Consider the following 16,313-nt stretch of genomic DNA (forward strand, 5'->3'; position numbering starts at 1 on the left):
TCGTCGGAGCGGTCACGGGTCGTGAACCCGGCCGCTCGCCGCGTCCAGCGCGTGTACCTGGTGCTGCTGCTCGGCAACACGCTGGCGGCCTCGTTCATCTGGGGCATCAACACCCTGTTCCTGCTCGACGCCGGCCTGACCAACTTCGAGGCGTTCGCCGCGAACGCGTTCTTCACCGTCGGAATGGTTGTCTTCGAGATCCCGACCGGCGTCGTCGCCGACACGGTGGGACGAAAGGCCTCCTACCTGCTCGGCACGATCACGCTCTCGATCAGCACCGCGCTCTACTGGATGCTGTGGCTCTGGCACGCCCCGTTCGTCTGGTGGGCGCTGGCGTCGGCGCTGCTCGGTCTCGGGTTCACGTTCTTCTCCGGCGCGGTGGACGCGTGGCTCGTCGACGCCCTCGCATTCACGCACTACACCGGCAGCCTCGAGGCCGTCTTCGGGCGAGGCCTCGTCGTCTCCGGAGTCTCGATGTTCGTCGGTTCGGTGCTGGGCGGGGTCATCGCCCAGGCGACGAACCTCGGCGTGCCCTTCTTGGTGCGCGCGGGCGTGCTCGTGCTCATGCTCGTGTTCGCGGCGGTCGCGATGAAAGACCTCGGCTTCAGTCCCGATCGCTCGATGGGACCGCTGAAGGCGACTCGCAACGTGCTCAGCCAGTCGATCGAGCACGGGCTGAAGAAGCGCTCGGTGCGCTACATCATCCTGTCGGCGCCCTTCGCGTCGGGCGTCGGGATCTACGCCTTCTATGCGCTGCAGCCGTACCTGCTGCAGCTGTACGGCGACGAGTCCGCCTACTCGATCGCGGGGATCGCAGCTGCCGTCATCTCGCTCGCGCAGGTGGGCGGCGGTCTGCTCGCGCCGCGGGTGCGCGGGTTGTTCGCCAAGCGCACGACCACCGTGATCGGAGCATCGGTCGCCAGCATCGTCGCTCTCGTGGCGCTGGGCGTGAACAGCTTCTTCTGGTTGGCGGTGGTGCTGCTGGTGCTGTGGGGCTTCGTGTTCGCCGTCGCCGGACCGGTGCGGCAGGCCTACCTGAACGACATGATCCCCTCGAAGCAGCGCGCGACGGTGCTGTCGTTCGATTCGCTGTTCGGCAGCCTGGGCGGGGTCGTCATCCAGCCCGCCCTCGGCCGCTCCGCCGACCTCTGGGGCTACGGCACCTCGCTCGTGATCGGGGGCGTCGTGCAGCTGATCGAGCTGCCCTTCCTCTTCGCCAGCCGCCGCCAGGACGATCCGGCCGACATCGCCACCGTGGTCAAGAAGGCCGAGCCGTCGGACCAGCCTTAGCCGGACTCGGTCTGCTTGCCCACCGCCAGAGCCTCCGCCACAGCTTGTTCGACCGTGAGCTCGCGCCCGGCAGCGATCGCGGCAGCGAGCTCGTCGCCGCGGCCCTCGGCCACCAGCCGGTCGAGGTAGGCCTGATGGAAGGTGAACATCGGGCCGTTGTGGGTTCCGCTGCGTTCGCGCAGGGCACGGGATGCGCCGGCGATGCGGCCGGCGTGTTCGACGTCGCCCGCGAGCGCGGCCACGGCGACCATGCCTTCGAGGCCGTAGGCCATCCCTTCGGCATGACCGAGCGTGGCGGACAGGCTGACGCTTTTGGCGAAGTCCGACCGGGCGGCCTCGGCATCGCCGAGCAGCAGACGCGCCCACCCGAGGTGGTAGGCAGCGACGCGTTCGCCCACCGCGTCGCCGGTGACGCGGGTGATGGCGAGACTCTTCTCGAAATGATCGCGGGCCTCTTCGGTCTCGCCCTGCAGCAGCGCGACACGACCGAGCAGCACGAGGGCCATCGACTCGCCCCACCGGCTTCCGCTGCCCCGGAACAGCGCCAGGCTCGTCTCCATCACCTCGCGAGCGCGGCCGGTGTCGGGTTTCGTTCCGGCGAGCAGGGCCAGAGCGAGCGAGATGCGAGCGAGACCCTCGCCGTCGGCGTCGGACGCGCGGTGGAACAGCTCGGCGCTCTTGGTCAGGTCGGCCGCGACGGCGCCGTCCGGATCTTTCCAGAACATGATCGTGCGGGTGAAGTAGAGCGCGATCGCCCTGGTGCGATCACTGAGGCGCGCGTGCGAGTCCAGAGCTTCGCCCATCCACGTGCGCACCTCGCCCAGGAGGCCCGCCACCCACCAGTAGAGGTAGAGACTGAACGCCAGGTGAGCCGCGCGATCCCAGTCCTGGGCGTCGAGCAGGAAGCGTTCGGCGGCGCGCAGATTGTCGCGCTCGTCACGCAGCCGGCGCAGCCACTCTCGTTGGCGTTCGCCCTTCAGCTGCGACTCGATGCTGTCGCCCAACCGGATGAAGTACCGAGCGTGCGCGTCGCGAGCGTTGGCGGAGTCGCCGGTCTCGGCGAGTTGCTCCCGCGCGTACTCGCGCACGCTCGCGAGCATCGAGAAGCCGGGGCGCTCGCCGCTGTCGTGCGGCCCGACCAGGCTGTTGTCGACGAGCGCGGTCAGGGCGGTGAGCACATCCCCGGCATCCTGGTCGCGGCCGCCGTCGGTGCCGACGAACTCCGCGGCGTCGAGGGTGAAGCCGCCTTCGAAGACGCCGAGTCTCGACAGCAGTCGCCGCTGATCATCGTCGAGCAGTTGGGTGCTCCACTCGATCGTGCGGCGGATCGTCTGCTGTCGCTCCGGCAGGTCGCGAGAGCCGCCGACGAGCAGACTGAGCTTGCGGTCGAGACGGTCGAGCAGGTCGCCCGGGGACAGCACCCGGATGCGGGCCGCGGCCAGTTCGATCGCGAGCGGCACGCCGTCGACCGCTGCACAGATGCCCGCGATGTCCGGTGCGTTGCGGGCCGTCAGCTCGAAGTCGGGCTTGGCCGCCCTCGCGCGCTCGGTGAACAGGTCGATCGACGACTTCTCGGCCAGTGGACCCACCTCGTAGCTTTGCTCGGCCCCGACCCGCAGCAGTGAGCGGCTCGTGACCAGCGCTGTCACGCCCGGTGCCGCAGCGAGCAGTGCCGTGAGGCGCGGCGCCGCCGGAAGCTGCTGCTCGAAGTTGTCGAGCAGCAGCAGGATGCTGCGGTCGCCCAGGGCCGTGACCAGGTTCTCCAGCACCGGAGCGTCGCCGGTGTCGCGCACGCCCAGAGCCTGGGCGATGGTGTTGGGCACCCGTTCGGGGTCGTGCACGGCGGAGAGATCCACGAACACCGCGCCGTCGTCGAACGACGGGGAGGCCGCCCGGGCCGCGGCGACGGCCAGGCGGCTCTTGCCGATGCCGCCGGGCCCGATGAGCGTGACGAGCCGGGTGCTGGATTCGAGCATCCGTTTGATCTCGGCGATGTCGCCGTCTCGGCCGATGAGGTCGGTGAGACTCACCGGCAGCCGCACGGCCTCGACCACGCGCTCGGCGCGACCGACGATGTCGATGGCGCCCGTCTCGCGGCTCTGGTCGAAGCGTTCGGCGAGCAGAACGGCCAGGTCGGCTTCCACGAGGGCCGCCAGCTCTTTGGGCGTCTCGAAATACTTGTAGGCGGCGCGATCGTCGTCGCGGATGCGGTTCAGCAGCTCGGTCAGCTGGGGATCGCGCTCGGCGGGCGTCTTCACATAGAGCAGGCGGGGAAGGTGCGGCGGGCAGAGGTTGTACTCGTCTTCCAGCCCGGAGACGGTCTCGTCGGGCGCGACCCAGCCGTACTTCTCCCAGTACACACCGAGAAAGACGTCGCTCTGGTCGAGGTAGGCGCGGTAGAGCTCGCGCGGCGGATGCGGCCGCGCGCCGAGTTCGAACATCACCGGGGCCAGGTGCAGGCGCTCGATGGCCGTGCGCGCCGCCCTGCGTTCGAGTGCGAGCTCTTGCAAGGTGGAACTGACGAAGATCCGTAGCCGCTGATCCGGCGTGCGGATTATATGAGGGCCACTCATGTGTGCATTTTGTTGCTTTTCGGCTCAATAGTCCAGTGCCGGATGCTCAGCCGCTACACAGGCACTGTCGTGCGCCGTCTCATGCGAGCACCATAGGTTTCGTGGTACCCGGGATTCGCCTGAACATCCGGGATTCGTCACCGCAGGAATGGATGTGATCGACATGGGGTTTCTCGACAGACTTCTCGGCCGTGAAGAGCCGGAGCGGCCGCAGCAGCAGTATCGGCCGCAGGCGCCCCAGGTGCCTCAACCGTCGACGCAGCCGCAACGCAGCGACGACGAGATCGCGGTCGAGCGGTACCGCTACCTCCTGCGCACGGCGCCGCCCGAGACCATCGAGCAGGTGCACGAGGAGGCATTCTCAAAGCTATCGCCCGAGCAGCGGCAGCTGCTGTTCAAGCAGCTCAGCGAGAACGCGCCGGCCGGCGAGCAGCCGCGAGGCGACGACGCTCGATCCCTCGCCCAGTCCGCGACCAGGGCGGAGCTGCGGCAACCCGGCACGCTCGAACGCTCGATGGGCGGCGGCTCGGGGATGGGGTTCGGCAGCATGTTCGCCAGCTCGCTCCTCGGCAGCGTCGCCGGCTACGTGATCGCCTCGACCCTGGTCAGCGCGTTTCTGCCGTCGCCGGCCGACCAGCAGGCAGCGGACGGCAGCGGCGACAACAACGGCGACAGCGGCGACAACGGTGGCTCCGATGGCGGCGCTGACGCCGGGGGAGCAGACGCGGGCGGCGCAGACGCCGGCGGCGCGGACGCCTCCGCGGCCTCGGCCGACGGTGGCGGAGGCTGGGGTGATTTCGGCGGCGGCGGAGACTTCGGTGGCGGAGACTTCGGCGGCGGAGATTTCGGCGGATTCTGAGGTCTTCGCGACCAATATCGCCGATCCCGGCCACCTGTGCCTGCGGCGGAGTTAGCCTGAAGAGGTGACCAGCACGGTGACCGAAGCGCCCACCATCCAAACCGTCGGAGAGCTGCGTGCCTCCGGGCATGTGCAGAAGCAGTTGCGGGCCGAGCTCCGCGACAATCTGCTCGCGAAACTCAGGGCGGGCGACGACCCCTGGCCCGGGCTGCACGGGTTCGAGTCCACGGTCATCCCGCAACTCGAGCGCGCTCTCATCGCGGGGCATGACATCGTTCTGCTCGGAGAGCGCGGGCAGGGCAAGACGCGCGTCCTGCGCACGATCGGGGGTCTGCTCGACGAGTGGTCGCCGGTGATCGAGGGGTCGGAGCTGGGCGAGCATCCGTATGAGCCCATCACCCACGCATCCCGCCGCCGCGCGCTCGAACTCGGCGACAGACTGCCGGTGGCCTGGCGACACCGGTCGGAGCGCTACGTCGAGAAGCTGGCGACCCCTGACACGTCGGTGGCCGACCTGATCGGCGACGTCGACCCGATGAAGGTCGCGGAAGGGCGTTCGCTCGGCGACCCGGAGACCATCCACTTCGGGCTGATCCCGCGCAGCCATCGCGGCATCGTGGCGATCAACGAACTGCCCGACCTCGCCGAGCGCATCCAGGTCGCGATGCTGAACGTGATGGAGGAGCGCGACATCCAGGTGCGCGGGTACGTGCTGCGACTGCCGCTGGATGTGCTGGTCGTCGCCAGCGCGAACCCCGAGGACTACACGAACCGCGGCCGCATCATCACCCCCTTGAAAGACCGGTTCGGCGCCGAGATCCGCACTCATTACCCCACTCGCCTCGAAGCCGAGATCGCCGTGATCCGTCAGGAGGCCGACCTCGTGGCCGAGGTGCCCGACCATCTCGTCGAGATCCTCGCGCGCTTCACCCGCAACCTGCGCGAGTCGTCATCGGTCGACCAGCGAAGCGGTGTTAGCGCGCGGTTCGCCATCGCCGGCGCTGAGACGATCGCCGCGGCGGCGCTGCATCGCGCGACCTCGCAGGGGGAGGACGAAGCGGTCGCGCGCGTCGTCGACCTCCAGACCGCGGTGGATGTGCTGGGCGGCAAGATCGAGTTCGAGAACGGCGAGGAGGGGCGGGAGCCCGAGATCCTCACCCACCTGCTGCGCACGGCGACGGCGGATGCCGTGCGCGAGCATTTCCGCGGCATCGACTTCGGCCCGCTCGTCGCGGTGATCGAAGACGGCGCCATGGTCGTCACCGGGGAGCAGGTCACCGCGCAGCAGTTGCTCGACGAACTGCCCGTGCTCGGCGAGTCGGAACTGTACGACGACATCTTCGACGCACTCGACGCCGACACCGCCGGCGAGCAGGCCGCCGCCGTCGAGCTGGCGCTCGAGGGACTCTACCTCGCCCGCAAGGTGGGCAAAGACACCGACGGGATCGAAACGGTCTATGGCTAAAAGCCGTTCGCGCTTCCGGCGCTACGACGGCGGAGACCCGCTCGCGGCGCCGGTGGACATCGCCGAGGCGCTGGATGCGATCGGCGAGAGTGTCATGGCCGGCACCTCGCCCGAGCGTGCCATGGGCGAGTTCCTCCGTCGGGGTGGCAAGAACCAGACAGGTCTCGACGACCTCGCACGGCGGGTCGCGCAGCGACGCCGCGAGCTGGTGAAGCGGCACAACCTCGACGGCACCCTGCAGCAGGTCAAAGAGCTGCTCGACCATGCGCTGCTCGAGGAGCGCAAGCAGTTGGTGCGCGACGCGACGATGGACGACGCCGACCGGGCGTTCGCTGAGCTACGGCTCGACAACCTCCCCGATTCGACCGCTGCGGCGGTGAACGAACTCGGCGACTACCGCTGGCAGTCGTCGCAGGCGCGCGCCGACTACGACAAGATCAAAGACCTGCTCGGGCGCGAGCTGCTCGATCAGCGCTTCGCCGGAATGAAACAGGCCCTCGCCGACGCGGACGACGACGACCGGGCGGCGATCAACGAGATGCTGCAAGACCTCAACGGCCTGCTGGAGAAGCATCGTCGCGGGGAGGACACGCAGCAGGATTTCGACGACTTCATGGAGAAGCACGGGGATGCGTTCCCTGAGCATCCGGAGAACATCGACGACCTGATCGACACGCTCGCGCAACGGTCGGCCGCGGCGCAGAGGATGCTCAATTCGATGACCCCCGAGCAGCGCGACGAGCTCATGCAGCTGTCGGCCCAGGCTTTCGGAACGCCGGCGCTGATGGATTCGCTCGCCCAGCTGGATGCGAATCTGCAGGCGTTGCGGCCCGGCGAGAACTGGGGAGGCTCGGAGGACTTCGACGGCGACGACGCACTGGGCCTCGGTGACGGCACCGGCGTGCTCCAAGACCTCGCCGACCTCGACCAGCTCAGCGACCAGCTCTCCCAGTCGTATCGCGGCGCCCGACTCGATGACATCGACCTCGATCGCCTCGAACGTCAGCTCGGGGATGATGCGGCCGTCTCCGCGCGCACGCTCCAAGATCTCGAGAAGACGCTGCGCGACAGCGGCACGCTGCGGCGCGACTCGACCGGTGACCTGCAGCTCACTCCGAAGGCGATGCGGCAGCTCGGCAAGTCGCTGCTGCGCGACATCGCCACGCGCTCCTCCGGGCCCCAGGGCGAGCGCGAGCTGCACCAGGCCGGAGCCGCAGGGGAGAGTTCGGGAGCCACCCGCCCCTGGGCGTTCGGCGACACCGAACCCTGGGACATCCCGCGCACGGTGCTGAACGGCGTGCAGCGGCGGTTCGGCGAGCGTGGCTCCGGCGACCCCGGGTCCGCCGGGCCAGTGCGGCTGATCGCCGTCGACGACATCGAGGTGGCCGAGACGGAGGCGCGCACGCAGGCCGCCGTCGCGCTGCTCGTCGACACATCCTTCTCCATGGCCCTCGATGACCGCTGGGTGCCGATGAAGCGCACCGCGCTCGCGCTCCACACGCTCATCAAGTCGAGGTTCCGCGGTGACGATCTGCAGCTGATCGGGTTCGGCCGCGCCGCCGAGGTCATGCAGATCGAGCAGCTCACCGCCCTCGACGCCGTCTGGGACAAGGGCACGAACCTGCATCACGCGCTGCTGCTCGCGAACCGGCACTTCCGCAAGCACCCGAACGCCCAGCCCGTGCTGCTCATCGTCACCGACGGCGAGCCGACCTCCCATCTCGAGGCCGACGGGGTCATCAGCTTCTCGTATCCGCCGCATCCCAGAACGATCGCGCGCACGCTCGCCGAACTCGACAACTCGGGCCGTCTCGGCGCTCAGACGACCTTCTTCCGGCTCGGGGAAGACCCCGGGCTCGCGCGCTTCATCGACTCGATGGCGCGCCGCGTGTCGGGCCGCGTCGTCGCCCCGGAACCCGACGATCTCGGCGCCGCGGTCGTCGGCTCCTATCTCGGCACGCGAGGGTCGTCCCGTTCCGACGACGTCGGGAGCGGTTACGGCGACTGGTTCGGCGGTCGCGGGTGGTGGGTGTAGGCGGCGCCTCCCGGCGACCCTGGCCCGGATCAGAGCCCTTCGGCCACCGCCGCGGCCGCGTGCAGCCAGGCCCGGCGTGACGCCGGGGCGAGCGCGCTGTATTCGAGCCGCCCGCCGTGCATGGCCGCGTCATACGGAACGGCGACCGCCCGGCGCGCGAGCGGCTCGAACCCGGCCGCCGTCTTGCGCGCCGCATCCAGGCTGCCCGTCTTCTCCGACTGCGACACGACGACGACGGCTCCGGATGCGAGGCTCGCCGACCGCTCGTCCCGCTGAGCCAGGGCTTCGAGCAGCAGCGCCCCGGCCTCGGCGTGCTCGCCGAGCGCCGTGGTGGCGATGACGAGCTGGTCGGTGTGGTCGATCATCCTCAGCCAACGCTCGGCCGACTCGTCGTTGCCGCTGTCGATGAAGATGAGCCGGAAGTACTTGGCCGCGACCGAGTGCAGCTGGTCGAAGTCGTCGGTCGTGATGCGCTGCTGGGTGGCGAGCATCGTCGGGTTGGAGCGCAGAACGTCGTACTTGTCACCGGTCTGGTGGTGCACGAAGTGCGACAGGTCCGACGATTGCGCACCGGGGGAGAGCAGGTGGTCGGTGTTCGGCAGCAGCGTCTGCACCGTGGCGTCGTGCGTGCCCTGCTCCGTGCGCCAGCCCAGCGTTCCGCGGGTCTCGTTGTTGTCCCACGCGAGCACCCCGGAACCACCGTTGCGCGCGAACACGGCCGCGAGCATGGCCGTGGTCGGGGTCTTGTTCGCGCCGCCCTTGCCGTTCACGATCGCGATCGTGCGCGGGCCGGCCCAGTGCTGGCTCACGGCGTGGACCTCCGCGCGCTCGGTGAGCTCTTTGGTCGACGCAGGGATGGGCAGGCCGGTCTTCGCGAGGAAGCCGCGCCAGCCCTTCTTCGCCCGGTCGGGCTGACGCTCCTCGGCGAGGAAGGAGGCCCGGCCGGGAGTCGGTGCGGGCTCGGGCGCGGAGACGGTGTGGAGCGGCGAGGCCTCGGCCGGTGGCGTCATCGGCGGCTGCGCGATCAGCGGAGGGATGAGCAGGCTCGGCGCGGTCTGGGTCGCCGCCTCGGAGGAGACGACGGACACCGGCGACTCGCCCGGCGGCGGCGGGCTCGGGAGCGGCGCGGGAGGTATGCGTTCGACCGTGACGCCGCCGAGCAGCTCCTCGAACGACGTCACCACCGGATCGTCGATGCCGTCGGCGTCCTCGTCGGGGTCCTCGACGGGGTCGGCGTCGTCGGCAGCCTCGGCCCCGTCGCTCTCTTCGCTGTCGATGTGCCAGGCGGAGTCGTGGCGCTCGTCTTCCGACAAGAAGTCGGCGAGATACGAGACCCCGTCCGGTACGTCATCGGTCTGCGGCTCGGGGGCCGCTGGCGCTCGGTGCGGGTGCTCGGGGTGCGGGTGCTCCGCGTGCGACTGCGGGTCGGTCTCCTGGGTCTCAGCGGCGAGCAGCTCCTCCTCACCGATCTCGCCGTCCGGGTGCACGACGAGCATCCACTGGCCTTCATCGTCTTGGGTCGTCATCTGCACGGGTCGTCCGAGCTCGGCCGCGATCGCCGTCACCCGCGTGAGGATCTGCTCGCGCAGGTGCTCCGTGCTCTCGGCGTCGATCGATTCGCTCACGCCGTCGACGCTCAACTCTCCCGTGTTGTCACCACCGAAACGGGCGGTGATCAGGGGAAGGGCGGGGATGTCGAGAGCCACAGCGGTTACAGCGTCCTTTCGGGAGCGCGCAGCGGGGGTGCGACGCGCTTCACACAAATACTTGCATCTGACCGTAGGCCGGGTTCGCCGCTTTGGGTAGACCCGGCCGCCTGGCCTCAGCCTTCGGGGATCGGCTCTTTGGGCAGTTTGCGCACCTTCGCGCGGCGCCGGCGGCGTTCGGGGATCATGGATCGCATCTCTTCGAGCCTGCCGAAGCACAGCAGCCGGTCGCCCGCCTCCAGCTCCACGTCTCCGCGCGGGTTGGGGATGACCTGGGCGCCGCGATGCAGGGTGAGCACGGTGATGTCGCGGTCGCCGAGACCAGAGTCGCGCATCCGCTTGCCCACCAGGTCGGCGTTGCCGTAGACCAGCAGCTCGGCGACCCCGTAGCCCGTCGACACGCTGAGCCGCTGGCGCACGTCGATCTCCGGGAAGGCCACCTGGTTGTCGATGAAGTCGATGATCGCCCCCGCGACGTCGAGGCCGGTCGCGCGCTCGATGCCTTCCAGGCCGGGGGAGGAGTTGACCTCCATCACCAGCGGTCCGTCGTTGCCTTCGAGCATGTCGACGCCCGCAACGCGCAGCCCCATGATCTGGGCCGACCGCACCGCCGCCTGCTCGTACTCCGGCGTCAGCTCCACCCGCTCGACGGTTCCACCGCGGTGCACGTTCGACCGGAACTCGTCTCCGCTCGCGCGCCGCCGCATCGCCGCCACGACGCGGTCGCCGACGACGAGCGCGCGGATGTCGCGCCCGCGGCTCTCTTTGATGAAGCTCTGGATGAGCACGTTCTGCTTGGTCGAGTGCAGCGTCTCGATGATCGCCTCCGCGATCTTCGCATCCGGCGCCAGAATCACGCCGATGCCCTGTGTGCCCTCCAGCAGCTTGATGACGACGGGCGCACCGCCGACCTTCTCGATCGCCAGGCGAACGTCGGCGCGGCTGTGCACGAACGCCGTAGCGGGCATCCCGATGTTGTGGCGCGAGAGGATCTGCGTGGCCCTCAGTTTGTCGCGCGAGTTGGTGATGCCGTTCGCGGTGTTCGGTGTGTACACGTCCATCTGCTCGAACTGGCGCACCACAGCCGTGCCGAAGTAGGTGATCGAGTTGCCGATGCGCGGCAGGATCGCGTCGTAGTCGGAGAGAAGCTTGCCTCGGTACTGCAGGTCGGGCTCGTCGCCGGAGAGGTCGATCGCGAACCTCAGGGTGTCCAATACCTTCACGCGATGCCCGCGCTGCAGGGCGGCGGCCCGCAGTCGCTGCGTCGAATACGCCTGCGGGGCGCGCGAAAGAATGGCGAGTTTCATGGATGGGTCCCTACGGGGGTCGTCGGGTTTGAGAGGATGGTCGGGTGAGAGACGACGTCCATTCAAGCACCATCGTGGGCTGGCGCGAATGGGTCGGTCTGCCCGGTGCCGGCATCCCCTGGATCAAAGCCAAGCTCGACACCGGCGCCCGTAGCTCGGCTCTGCACGCATACGAGATCGACGAGCTGCCCGGCGACCGGGTGCGGTTCCGCGTGCGGCCCTGGCAGCGTGCGGAGGAGGATGTGGTGGTCGAGTGCCCCGTGCACGACCGCCGGGTGGTCCGCAGCTCGTCGGGGCACACCGAGCAGCGCATCGTGGTGCTGCTGCCGGTGCAGCTCTCGGGCGAGACCGTGACGGCCGAGGTCACGCTCAGCAACCGCGACCAGATGGGTTTCCGGATGCTCATCGGCCGCGAGGCGCTGCGCCAGGGGTTCATCGTCGACCCGAGTGCTTCGTTTCTCGGCGGCCGGGCGCCGCGCGAGGTGCGGCGGAAGAACCGTGGACGGGCGTGAGATGACAGACGATCGTGTGGACGAGGCGACCGAGACGTTCGTCGCCTACCGCAACCTGCTGTTCACGGTCGCGTACGAGATGCTCGGTTCGGCCGCCGACGCCGAGGATGTTCTGCAGGAGACCTGGCTGCGCTGGGTCGGCGTCGACCTCGATCAGGTGCGCGACAAGCGCGCGTATCTCGTGCGCATCACGACACGTCAGGCGCTCGACCGGTTGCGCGCCCTGAGCCGTCGCAAGGAGTCGTATGTCGGGCCGTGGCTGCCCGAACCGCTGCTCACCTCGCAAGATGTGGCCGACGACGTCGAACTCGCCGAGAGCGTCTCGATGGCGCTGATGCTCGTGCTCGAGACACTGTCGCCCACGGAGCGGGCCGTCTTCGTGCTGCGCGAGGTGTTCGATGTCGGCTACGACGAGATCGCGGATGCGGTCGGCAAGTCGCAGGCGGCGGTGCGGCAGATCGCGCACCGGGCGAAGGAGCACGTCGAGGCGCGCCGGCCGCGCGAGACGGTCACAGCGAGCCAGACCCGCGCAGTGCTGGAGTCCTTCCAGCGCGCGATCGCGACCGGCGACATCCAGACCCTCCTCGACGTGCTCGCGCCCGATGTCGTTCTCCTCAGTGACGGCGGCGGCTTCAAGCAGGCCGCTCTCCGACCGATCCTCGGCGCCGACAAGGTGGCCAGGTTCATGGTGGGCGCCCTCACCAAGGCGAACGCCTCCGTGACGTCGGCCCCCACCGCCGTGAACGGCAGCCCCGCGCTGTTCCTGCGTCTCGACGGAGAGCCCGACGGCGTGCTCGCGGTCACGATCGAGGGGGCCGCGGTCACCGGCGTCTACTACGTGCGCAACCCCGAGAAGCTCACCCGCATGGAGTCGGAGACACCGCTGACGCTCGGCGGCTGACGGTCCGGCGGCCGAGCCGGCATCTTCCGCTCGACGCAGCGGCGACGCTACTCTGTGCCTCAGGGGTCCTCCGGCCCTGGATGGATGGCGACGATGACGGATGCTATCGGCAACACTGCGCTCTCTCTCGACGGGCGTCTGTTCCAGTTCGCCGCGGCGCCGGGGGCAGTCATCGAGACCGGCGGGGTCGTCGCCTTGCGCTCTCCTGACGGCGTGACGCAACTCGGCCAGGTCGACGAGGTGCGCGCCGCCATCGGCGGGCCGCTCTCCGGCTCCGGTCGCATCCTCGGCGTGATCTCGAGCGACGGGCGATTCGACGGCCGGCGCTCGTTCCCGTTCAGCGCGGCCGAGATGATGGATGCCGACCGTGCATCGATCGACGCCGTGCAGAAGACCGTCGGTGCGACCCTGGAGATCGGCACGACCCTCGGCGATCCGGAGGTTGCGGTTCGCCTGCTGCCGCACCGCTTCAACCGGCACACGTTCTGGTGCGGTCAGAGCGGTTCCGGCAAGACGTACGCGCTCGGAGTGGTGCTCGAGCAACTGCTGCTCCACACGGCGCTGCCGATGGTGGTCTTCGATCCGAACGGCGACTTCGTGCGCCTGCGCGAGCCGGCGGAGAGCCCGGCCGGCGCGGCGGTGGAACCGGCCGTGGGCGAGATCGCACGGCGCGACATCCGCGTGCTGCGTCCGTCGTCTCCCGACCCGGATTCACTGCGCGTGCGGTTCGTCGACCTCCCCATCGCCGCGCAGGGGGCGGTGCTGCACCTCGATCCGCTCGACGACCGAGGGGAGTTCAACGAGCTGATGCACCTGTCCGAGACGCTGGGCTCGCTGCAGGCCGAGCACATCGTGCCGCGCCTGATCGAACGGGGAACGCCATCCGCTCTCGCCCTCGCCTCGAGGGTGGAGAACCTGCGCGTCATCGACTGGAGCGTGTGGGCGGCGGATTACCAGGCGGTCACCGACATCGTCGAGACACGGCCCGACGCGACGGTGCTCGACCTCGGAGGCTTCACTTTTCCCGACGAAGCCCTCGTGGTCGCGATGGCGGTGCTCGACGATCTGTGGGCGAAACGCGAACAGCGGCGCCCGCTGCTCATCGTGATCGACGAGGCGCACAATCTGTGCTCGCCCGACGGCACGGGTCCGCTGCACGTGGCCGTGCGCGAGCGGATCATCCAGATCGCCGCCGAGGGTCGCAAGTTCGGGCTGTGGTTGCTGCTGTCGACCCAGCGCCCGTCGCGAATCCACCCGAGCATCATTTCGCAGTGCGACAATCTCGCCCTGATGAAGATGACCGCTCCGGGCGATCTGGAGGAGCTGTCGACGATCTTCGGCTTCGTACCGAGTGCGATGTTCGCGCGCTCGCCCGGCTTTCGGCAAGGAGAGGCGCTGTTCGCCGGCGGCTTCGTTCCGGCGCCGACGATGGTGCGGATGGGTCGCCGTCTCACCCGGGAGGGCGGCGCGGATGTCGGGGTTCCGCTTCGCGCGTCGCGCGACTCGATCGGGGTGTCCTCGTGAAGAAGTGGTCGGTGGTGATCATCCTCGGTTGCGCCCAGTTCGTCATGGTGCTCGACGGAACCGTGATGAACGTGTCGATCTCCACAGTCGTCGCCGACCTGAAGACGACCGTCGCCGCGATGCAGGCTGCGATCACCTTCTACACCCTCACCATGGCGGCGGTCATGCTTCTCGGGGCCAAGCTCGGGGATGTCTGGGGCCGGCGCCGCGCCTTCGTGATCGGAGCCTGCGTGTACGCCGCCGGCTCGCTCATCACCGCCCTGAGCCCGACGGTGCAGTTTCTCTTTCTCGGCTGGTCGATCGTCGAAGGCCTCGGTGCAGTGCTCGTCATCCCGGCCATCGCGGCGCTCGTCGCCGACAACTACAAGGGCAAAGACAGGATCACCGCCTACGCGATCATCGGCGCGGTGTCCGGTGCCGCGGTGGCCGCCGGCCCCCTGATCGGCGGGTTCGTGACGACCTACTTCAGCTGGCGCTACGTGTTCGTCGCCGAAGTCGTCATCATGGCCGTCGTCGTGATCTTCACGCGCGTGGTGAAAGACGACACCGAGCGGCAGGCGGTGCGCATCGACCTGGTGAGCGTGCTGCTGTCTGCCGTCGGGCTGGTGCTCGTGGTGTTCGGGATGCTGCAGAGCAAGACCTGGGGCTGGGTCACCCCTCTCGTCTCGCCCGAGATCGGCGGGGTGCCGATCGCGCCGCTCGGCATCTCCCTGACGGCCTGGCTCATGGTGGTCGGTGCCGTGCTCATCTACTTCTTCGTCCGGCGCCAGCGGAGTCTCGTGGCTCGGGGAGCCTCACCGCTCGTTCACGTCGAGATGTTCTCGATCACACGGCTGCGAAGCGGGTTGGCCGTGCTCGGCGCGCAGTACGCGGTGACGGCCGGGCTGTTCTTCATGGTTCCGGTCTACCTGCAGATGACGCTCGGCTTCGACGCGCTGCAGACCGGTATCAAGATCTTTCCGCTGTCGATCGCGATCATCCTCTTCTCCATCGTCGGCACCCGGCTCTCCCGGCGGTGGTCGCCGCGGCGGATCGTCTGGGTCGGTCAGCTCGTGCTCGTTCTCAGCGCGCTCCTGTTGCTCGGTTCGGTGACGACCGACCTGCGCGGCGGGCTGTTCGCAGCCGGGATGTTCCTGGCCGGTGCCGCTCTCGGTCTGCTCGCCTCGCAGCTCGGCAACGTGAACATGTCGAGCGTCAGCGAGAAGGAGACCAGCGAGGTGGGCGGGCTGCAGGGGGTGTTCCAGAACCTCGGTTCTTCGCTCGGCACCGCCCTGATCGGCTCGATCCTGATCGGTGCACTGTCGACCTCGTTCGCCTCCGGCGTCGCGAGCAGCGAGCTCTCCGCTCAGACGATCTCGATCGTGGACGAGCGCACCCAGGGCGGTCTCGCCATCGTGCCGGCGGCGAGCGTCGACAAGATCGCAGAGGATGCCGGGCTCTCCGATGAGGATGCGAAGACTCTGACCACCATCTACCGCGACGCTCAGCTCTCGTCGCTGCGCGTCTCCTTCTTCGGGCTCATCGCCATCAGCCTGCTGTCGCTCGCGTTCGCCCGTGGTCTTCCCCACGAGGTGGGAGGGCGACCCCGGTCGAAGGCGGCGGCTCGATGAGCGCGCCCGACCGCGCCGCCTCCGCGAGCCCACCGGAACCTCGGGAGACGCTCATCACCGCGGAATCCGTCTACGGAACCATCCTCGTCAGCGGCATCATCGTCGTTTCGGGCGCCGACGACGCCAGCTCCTGGGCCACGTTCGTCACGGTGCTGGGAACCGTGATCGTGTTCTGGTGCGCCCACGTCTACGCCGGAACGGTCGCCGGTCACGGCGTCGTGCAAGGAGACACCACGACCCTCGGAACGGCCTTGCGGCGTTCGTTGCGACGGTCGCTCGGCTTTCTGACGTCGGCGCTGCTGCCGTCGGTCGTTCTGCTGGCCGGCGCCCTGCATGCGATCCCGGATGACGTCGCCATCTACACCGCGCTCTGGCTGGGGGTCGTCATCCTCGGCGTCATCGGCTACAGCGCGTTCACCATTCGAGGTAGCAGCTGGCCGGTGCGCATCCTCGGTTGCCTCGGCACCGCCGCCTTCGGGGTCGCGATGATCCTTCTGAAGGCCGTGATCCACTGACCCGGTAGACGGGCTC

General features: G+C 69.0%; 12 protein-coding genes. 9 read left to right on the forward strand and 3 right to left on the reverse strand.

Features of this window, described 5'->3' with window-relative positions; translation table 11 throughout:
- The first annotated feature begins 21 nt into the window (after positions 1 to 21).
- Positions 22 to 1,290, forward strand: a complete 1,269-nt coding sequence (locus tag ACFVWR_RS12780) for an MFS transporter (protein WP_387212467.1) — start codon at positions 22 to 24, stop codon at positions 1,288 to 1,290.
- Here ACFVWR_RS12780 and ACFVWR_RS12785 read toward each other — a convergent pair.
- Positions 1,287 to 3,863 carry a DUF4062 domain-containing protein gene (locus ACFVWR_RS12785; protein ID WP_387212367.1) on the reverse strand — a complete coding sequence of 859 codons (2,577 nt, stop codon included), beginning with the start codon at positions 3,861 to 3,863 and terminating at the stop codon, positions 1,287 to 1,289. The two genes, ACFVWR_RS12780 and ACFVWR_RS12785, sit on opposite strands and share 4 nt — an antisense overlap.
- Before the next feature lie 163 nt (positions 3,864 to 4,026).
- On the opposite strand from ACFVWR_RS12785, the gene ACFVWR_RS12790 reads away from it, so the two are divergent.
- From ACFVWR_RS12790 to ACFVWR_RS12800, 3 genes are all read left to right on the forward strand, one after another.
- Positions 4,027 to 4,722 carry a hypothetical protein gene (locus ACFVWR_RS12790; protein WP_387212470.1) on the forward strand — a complete coding sequence of 232 codons (696 nt, stop codon included), beginning with the start codon at positions 4,027 to 4,029 and terminating at the stop codon, positions 4,720 to 4,722.
- Positions 4,723 to 4,798: 76 nt separating this feature from the next.
- Positions 4,799 to 6,187 (forward strand): sigma 54-interacting transcriptional regulator, encoded by a 1,389-nt coding sequence (locus ACFVWR_RS12795; RefSeq protein ID WP_387212473.1) that lies wholly within the window; start codon positions 4,799 to 4,801, stop codon positions 6,185 to 6,187.
- The gene (locus ACFVWR_RS12800) at positions 6,180 to 8,222 is read left to right on the forward strand and encodes a VWA domain-containing protein (protein WP_387212370.1); all 2,043 of its coding nucleotides are present in this window, start codon (positions 6,180 to 6,182) and stop codon (positions 8,220 to 8,222) included. Before ACFVWR_RS12795 ends, ACFVWR_RS12800 begins: the two co-directional genes overlap by 8 nt.
- Before the next feature lie 29 nt (positions 8,223 to 8,251).
- Here the strand turns inward: ACFVWR_RS12800 and ACFVWR_RS12805 are convergent, their stop codons facing one another.
- A complete protein-coding gene (locus ACFVWR_RS12805; RefSeq protein ID WP_387212373.1) occupies positions 8,252 to 9,928 on the reverse strand; it encodes an AAA family ATPase in 1,677 nt (558 codons plus the stop codon).
- Between the two features lie 116 nt (positions 9,929 to 10,044).
- On the reverse strand, positions 10,045 to 11,235 hold the full coding sequence (gene rimK / locus ACFVWR_RS12810) for a 30S ribosomal protein S6--L-glutamate ligase (RefSeq protein WP_387212376.1): 1,191 nt from the start codon (positions 11,233 to 11,235) through the stop codon (positions 10,045 to 10,047).
- Between the two features lie 44 nt (positions 11,236 to 11,279).
- Between rimK and ACFVWR_RS12815 the strand changes: the two genes are divergently transcribed.
- The 5 genes from ACFVWR_RS12815 (at position 11,280) to ACFVWR_RS12835 (ending at position 16,297) form a co-directional block, all read left to right on the forward strand.
- On the forward strand, positions 11,280 to 11,747 hold the full coding sequence (locus ACFVWR_RS12815; RefSeq protein WP_387212378.1) for an ATP-dependent zinc protease: 468 nt from the start codon (positions 11,280 to 11,282) through the stop codon (positions 11,745 to 11,747).
- A 1-nt stretch (position 11,748) separates the two neighbouring features.
- Positions 11,749 to 12,648 carry an RNA polymerase sigma-70 factor gene (locus ACFVWR_RS12820; RefSeq protein WP_387212381.1) on the forward strand — a complete coding sequence of 300 codons (900 nt, stop codon included), beginning with the start codon at positions 11,749 to 11,751 and terminating at the stop codon, positions 12,646 to 12,648.
- A gap of 93 nt (positions 12,649 to 12,741) precedes the next feature.
- Positions 12,742 to 14,172, forward strand: a complete 1,431-nt coding sequence (locus ACFVWR_RS12825) for an ATP-binding protein (protein WP_387212383.1) — start codon at positions 12,742 to 12,744, stop codon at positions 14,170 to 14,172.
- Positions 14,169 to 15,782 (forward strand): MFS transporter, encoded by a 1,614-nt coding sequence (locus ACFVWR_RS12830; protein WP_387212386.1) that lies wholly within the window; start codon positions 14,169 to 14,171, stop codon positions 15,780 to 15,782. The genes ACFVWR_RS12825 and ACFVWR_RS12830 overlap by 4 nt, the downstream gene beginning before the upstream one ends.
- The gene (locus ACFVWR_RS12835; protein WP_387212389.1) at positions 15,779 to 16,297 is read left to right on the forward strand and encodes a hypothetical protein; all 519 of its coding nucleotides are present in this window, start codon (positions 15,779 to 15,781) and stop codon (positions 16,295 to 16,297) included. The genes ACFVWR_RS12830 and ACFVWR_RS12835 overlap by 4 nt, the downstream gene beginning before the upstream one ends.
- Positions 16,298 to 16,313: the final 16 nt, after the last annotated feature.

This window comes from Leifsonia sp. NPDC058292 (genome assembly GCF_042880955.1).
Classification (GTDB): domain Bacteria; phylum Actinomycetota; class Actinomycetes; order Actinomycetales; family Microbacteriaceae; genus Leifsonia.

Bases quoted from the DNA above. Each gene is read 5' to 3' on its own strand.
- ACFVWR_RS12790 (WP_387212470.1), top strand. From the start codon at position 4,027: ATGGGGTTTCTCGACAGACTTCTCGGCCGTGAAGAGCCGGAGCGGCCG.
- ACFVWR_RS12785 (WP_387212367.1), bottom strand. From the start codon at position 3,863: ATGAGTGGCCCTCATATAATCCGCACGCCGGATCAGCGGCTACGGATC.
- ACFVWR_RS12825 (WP_387212383.1), top strand. From the start codon at position 12,742: ATGACGGATGCTATCGGCAACACTGCGCTCTCTCTCGACGGGCGTCTG.
- rimK (WP_387212376.1), bottom strand. From the start codon at position 11,235: ATGAAACTCGCCATTCTTTCGCGCGCCCCGCAGGCGTATTCGACGCAG.
- ACFVWR_RS12820 (WP_387212381.1), top strand. From the start codon at position 11,749: ATGACAGACGATCGTGTGGACGAGGCGACCGAGACGTTCGTCGCCTAC.
- ACFVWR_RS12800 (WP_387212370.1), top strand. From the start codon at position 6,180: ATGGCTAAAAGCCGTTCGCGCTTCCGGCGCTACGACGGCGGAGACCCG.
- ACFVWR_RS12835 (WP_387212389.1), top strand. From the start codon at position 15,779: ATGAGCGCGCCCGACCGCGCCGCCTCCGCGAGCCCACCGGAACCTCGG.